The organism is Bacteroidota bacterium, assembly GCA_030706565.1.
Lineage (GTDB): Bacteria > Bacteroidota > Bacteroidia > Bacteroidales > JAUZOH01 > JAUZOH01.
Genome location: JAUZOH010000252.1, coordinates 1 through 5,674, shown reverse-complemented (window position 1 = coordinate 5,674; position 5,674 = coordinate 1). Strand labels below are relative to the sequence as shown.

Annotated in this window: 6 protein-coding genes; 4 read left to right on the top strand and 2 right to left on the bottom strand. The window is 42.1% G+C overall.

The features are described 5' to 3' along the window. The 4 genes from Q8907_11890 to ispE all read left to right on the top strand — a co-directional run. Positions 1 to 210 (top strand): hypothetical protein (locus tag Q8907_11890; protein MDP4274970.1); only part of this gene is annotated, 210 nt, incomplete at its 5' end. A gap of 319 nt (positions 211 to 529) precedes the next feature. Next, complete coding sequence (locus Q8907_11885) at positions 530 to 1,891, top strand: alpha-L-fucosidase (GenBank protein MDP4274969.1); 1,362 nt, start codon at positions 530 to 532, stop codon at positions 1,889 to 1,891. A gap of 17 nt (positions 1,892 to 1,908) precedes the next feature. Continuing rightward, positions 1,909 to 3,573, top strand: a complete 1,665-nt coding sequence (locus tag Q8907_11880; GenBank protein ID MDP4274968.1) for a hypothetical protein — start codon at positions 1,909 to 1,911, stop codon at positions 3,571 to 3,573. Positions 3,574 to 3,689: 116 nt separating this feature from the next. Continuing rightward, positions 3,690 to 4,535 (top strand): 4-(cytidine 5'-diphospho)-2-C-methyl-D-erythritol kinase, encoded by an 846-nt coding sequence (gene ispE, locus Q8907_11875; GenBank protein ID MDP4274967.1) that lies wholly within the window; start codon positions 3,690 to 3,692, stop codon positions 4,533 to 4,535. A 58-nt stretch (positions 4,536 to 4,593) separates the two neighbouring features. Here ispE and Q8907_11870 read toward each other — a convergent pair whose 3' ends face one another. Further along, positions 4,594 to 4,914, bottom strand: a complete 321-nt coding sequence (locus Q8907_11870; GenBank protein ID MDP4274966.1) for an acetyl-CoA carboxylase biotin carboxyl carrier protein subunit — start codon at positions 4,912 to 4,914, stop codon at positions 4,594 to 4,596. Between the two features lie 40 nt (positions 4,915 to 4,954). Next, positions 4,955 to 5,674 (bottom strand): carboxyl transferase domain-containing protein (locus tag Q8907_11865; protein ID MDP4274965.1); only part of this gene is annotated, 720 nt, incomplete at its 5' end.

Here is a 5,674-nt window from a genome sequence, read left to right as displayed (position 1 = left end):
ATCGGACGATTGGATGTTCCTTTTCTTCACCCTATGGAATCATTCGAAAAAAGTGGTCAATATATTGATGGTACTGTCTTTATTGAAGGTTTGACATTTTTTAAAAAGAAGTGGTACCTCTATTATGGATGTGCTGATTCACGTGTAGCTGTTGCTGTTTATGATCCTGAGCATCCCGCTGCACCTGATCCTATAAAGTCAGGAAATTAAGATGAAGATTTATTAGGGGGTATGCGGTACGTTTAGCTTTAATAATTTCATTCTTTAATATTATGAAAATAATTTATAAAAAGCTGGACGTTATGTGGAATACCGGATTCAGCCGGGCAAAATTGTAAAGGTCAAGTTGGTTTAGGTTAAAACCAGGGCGAAATTTAAATAGTGGTTTTGGCTTTATTCAACTCCCTGAAAGTTAATCGAAATCGTTTACCTGGTAAAAAAACGAATCAAATTATTCATTGTAACTGCGGATAGAAAAATAATTATTTTAGATAAAACGTAACATAAACTACTTTAAAAACCATTATTAATGAAAAAATTGTTTATTGCAACATTTGTATTTTTTGCAATTGTTGCGAACCTGATAAATGCTCAGGAAAAGCCGGATAAAGAATATACTGCCCGGTACGAACAGGTGATGAAACGCACACAATGGTGGCGGAATGCAAGGTTCGGAATGTTTATTCATTTTGGTGCCTATGCCGTTGCGGCAAGGGGCGAATGGGTGAAATCAAACGAACATTTGACTACTCAACAATATCAGAAATATGTAGATGAATTTAATCCGGTTGATTTTGACGCCAAAAAATGGGCTAAGGCAGCCAAAGCTGCCGGAATGAAATATGCAGTGCTAACTGCCAAGCATCACGACGGCTTTTGTATGTTCGACAGCAAATTGACCGATTATAAGATAAGCACAAGGTTCAAAGGGAGGGATTTGGTACGTGAATTCCTGGATGCCTTTCGGGCTGAAGGCATAAAAGTTGGCCTTTATTATTCGCTCATTGACTGGCATCATCCTGACTATCCAAATGTTGGAAATCATCCCCAACGCAACGACAAAGAGTATGGAAAACGTAAGTTCGACTGGGATAATTATTTGAAATACATGCATGGCCAGGTTGAAGAGCTGGTAAAGAATTACGGGAAGATAGATATTATGTGGTTCGATTACTCTTTTGACGATTATAATGGCGAAAAATGGAAGGCTAAAGAATTGGTTGATATGGTACGAAAGTATCAACCGGATATCATTTTAGATAATCGATTGGAAATTAACCATAATATGGGTGCAGCCGAAAGAATGGTCAGCTCCTATGGCGATTTTGAAACGCCGGAACAAGGGATACCTGATGCTCCCTTATTTGATAAATATGGCAATCCCATTCCCTGGGAAACATGCCTTACCATGAATGATTCCTGGGGTTATAATGAGTCCGATAAGAATTGGAAGTCACCTGAATTAATCATTCAAAGTCTTGTAAATTGTGTCAGTAAAAGTGGGAACATGTTGTTGAACGTAGGCCCAAATGCCCGTGGAAATTTCCCGGAAGAAAGTTTACACATTCTTCGTGAAGTAGGGAACTGGATGAACAAAAACAGTGAGAGTATCTATGGCTGCAAGGCCTCTGACCTCGCTAAACCCGAGTGGGGGCGATATACCCAAAATGGGAACACAATTTACGCCCACTGGATGTATCCTTATTTGGGACATCTTAAAGTCAGTGGATTAAATGACAAGGTGAAAAATATTTACCTCCTAAGTTCCGGTGCTGAATTACACTATCAAAGTACCTTGTGGAACAATAATGAAGCCGGTAATGTATTTATTCCTCTTAACCCCAATACAAGAAAGTATGATGCAGTAATTAAAATTGTAACAAAAGATTAAATTGATTTTGTAAATACATGAAACGACTTTATATATTTATTTGGACACTTTTAGCTGTGGGCAGTATTGGTGCACAGTCTTTATCCAACAATAAGGGGAAATTGCAGGCTCAGGTTAATCCGCTTCAACTCACTTTTCACAGGTTGGCAGTGAGGCGTTTCCTTTTTACCAATAATATCCCTCTGAGCGAATTAAAACCTTCCGAGGTGGTGGCATTCAATTCGATGCATCCTTCGTTTAAGGTGTGTGAGGTCGATACGGCCAAGGCCGGTGATGAGGCACAGGCAGAACTTTCAGGCGGTTGCCTGGTGCTTTCTTCGCCCGCCGGAGAGAAGACGAGCCAACCTGCAATTTACGCCGGAGGCATAAATCCCTATGCAACATACGAGCTGGATGTCCGTTCCGTGCAACTGCCTGCCGGTGGTAGCCCGGTTGAAGTAGGAATAGATCTTGCCACCCTGGGTCTGCGCAATCGTGTCCAGGTTATGGTCAGGTACGGAGGCGATAAACCGGGTGTTTATCTTAGAATTTTTACGGAGGCCAGGATGGTTAAGGAAGTAATATATTCGGAAGGGAAGCCATTACAACCTCCATACCTCTTGCAGCTTCAGCTTTCGGGCAATAGCCTGGCCATATTTTCGACCCGTGATGGAAAAACAACATATATTGGGCATACAACCCCTAAAGAACACTTACTTGAAGCTGTAGATTTCAGGAACCGCAAACTTGCAAGTTCTTCCACATTCAATATTGCAGCCAGCCTTCCTCCTGCTTCTACAGTAACGATAGGCAAAGCTTGTTCCTATCTTTCCCCAGGGGTTGGCCAGGCGGATGTCCGGTTTATTACCCACAAGGATGGCAGCCCTTTGCTTGATGATAACAGGCTCTGGTTCACTTTTAGTTGCCGGGGGTTGGGCATTGACCAGTCTGCGCAAGGAGTTATGAGCTTTAATCCTTCGGTGTTCGATCTGCGTTTCGAGGGCATGATTGTATTTGATCACGGCGACGGATTATTGAGAAACGATTATGCTTCCCACCTGTTTTATGATGACGATGCCAGGGAATGGAGGGCATATACCTGCGATTTTGGAGGTGTGGCCGGACGCGAAGGACGGGGAGCTTCGGGGCTTGTTACAGCGACTTCTTCGCACGATCCACGCCATGGCTTTTCCGTTATGAAGGCTAAGGTGGTGACCAATGAAAATGTTCCGGGCAGCAATGAAGATCCTTGCATTATTTATGATAGTTCGGTGAAAAAATGGCGCTTGCTTACCAGTTCCTTTGTCGAGAAAAATATCCGTGCTTCAATTTTTGAGTCAAATCAGTGGAATGGAAAATTCACCAAAATTGGAGGTCCGGTGCCCTATAATTCCACAGGCACTGTTATTCAAAAGATAGGGGGGAAGCGCTATGCTTTTATTGGGGGCAATGGGCCCATGCGGGTTTATTCTTATCCTGAACTTACAGCCCTGGGTGAGCTTAAATTTGATCTTCCCCCACATTGGCCGGGAGCTCCGGGACGAATTTGGGCAAATATCATTTCCCTGCCTGCAGGTTTCCCTTATCGATACATGCTGCTGACAATGGACCGTCCAAACTTTCCTGAAGTGAAAGGAAGTAATTGGAGTTATGGCGCCCTGTATCTCTATGGCGCTTATACGGACGATATTAGTAATCAATAGGAAAATCAGGCCTTATTGTGGGTGAAAGTGTTAAAAAACCAATATTAAGGCTTTTTTATTATTTTTGTTGAATACTTTTGGCTGATTGAGTGAGGCTGAAGACAAACAATTTTTGTATGCTGAGTTTCCCCAATTCTAAAATAAATATAGGTTTAAATATTGTTGAAAAGCGTTCTGACGGTTTTCATAACATTGAAACAATATTTTATCCCCTTCGTTTATGCGATCTTCTGGAGGTTGTCGAGAATAAGGATACAGAGATCAGAGAACAGGTTCAATTTGTTCAGACGGGCATTCCTGTGGATTGTCCGGCAGAGAAAAACCTGTGCCTGAGGGCTTATTCCCTGTTGCAAAAAGATTTTGACCTGCCGGCAGTAAAGATGCACCTGCACAAGATAGTCCCTTTTGGCGCCGGGCTTGGGGGCGGCTCTTCTGACGCCGCTTTCACCTTGAAAGCAATCAATGAGTTATTTAACCTGAACTTGCCGGTGGAACGTTTAAAGCAATATGCTACTCAGTTGGGCAGTGATTGTGCCTTTTTTGTTGAAGGATTTCCTGCTTATGCCCAGGGCAAAGGGGAATTGTTGAAAACTGTACCTTATCGCCTGGCCGGTTATCACCTGGTTGTTGTAAAACCAGATATCCCGGTGAATACAGCAGGGGCTTATGCGGGAATAATCCCTCATAAACCAGAGAAATCGCTTCATGAATTATTTTACCATCCGGTAGAAGAGTGGAAACAAAACGTCGCAAACGATTTTGAGGAAAATATTTTCAAACAATTTCCTGAAATTAAAGTGATAAAAAATAAATTATATGAATCGGGTGCTATTTATGCGGCTATGTCAGGAAGCGGGTCGTCGGTATATGGTATTTTCGAATCGGCCGTTGAAAATATAGACCAGGCTTTTCCCGGTTGCTTTTTGTGGAAAGAAAGGTCGGGTTTTATATCTGAAGAATAAAAAAAGCTTTGCTACCTGAATGGGTGCAAAGCTTTTACTTTTTTTATTAATGAATAATCTATTCGAATTCTATCATTAATGTTCCTTTAGGGATTTTCTGTCCTTCCGTGACATATATCTTTTTTACGGTTCCGTCTATAGGTACCAGGGCGATATTGTTCATTTTCATGGCTTCGAGAATAATCATTGGCGTACCTTTCTTCACCTGTTGGCCTTCTTTCACCATAATCTGAACGACGGTGCCCGGAATATGTGAAACGTACTGGCGCTTATCGGGTTCAGTCCAGGGTTTCCTTTCCAGATATTTTTTTGTCAGATTGGTTTCGTAAAGTGTGCCATCAATATTTAAAATCCCGGTTTTTTGATTTGATTCAATCATACTTAATAATTTTAAAAATTAATTTATCAATCAGCCGGCATTAAAATGGAGGCAAACCATGTTTTTTGTATGGAACAGTGTTCTCGATATCTTTGTTGACCGAAATATCAAGACAGTGAATCATCAGATTTCTGGTTTCCTGCGGAGTGATTACCGAGTCAATATATCCTTTTGCTGCAGCAACATAAGGATTTGCAAATTTATCCTTATACTCCTGGATTTTTTGCTGACGTACTTCTTCTGGATTTGGAGCAGCAGCGATATCTTTCTTAAAGATAATATTGGCAGCACCTTCAGGGCCCATCACGGCAATTTCTGCATCAGGCCAAGCAAATACGAAATCTGCACGCAGGTGGCGTGAACTCATGGCGATATAACCGCCTCCATAAGCTTTCCGAAGGATAAGGGTGATCTTGGGAACAGTAGCTTCGCTGTAAGCATAAAGCAATTTTGCCCCGTGGCGGATCACACCGGCATGTTCCTGATCGATACCAGGCAGATAACCGGGCAAGTCAACCAGGGTAACAATAGGAATGTTGAAGGCATCGCAGAAACGGATAAAACGTGCTGCTTTGTCGGATGAATCCACATCAAGCACACCGGCCAAAACCAGAGGCTGGTTGCAGACAAATCCCACAGTTTCACCGTTAATTCTGGCAAAACCAATTACAACGTTAGTTGCCCAATATTCCTGAACCTCGAGGAAGTCGGAATCATCAACAATAGCCTTGATTACATTACGGACATCATAAGGTTTGGT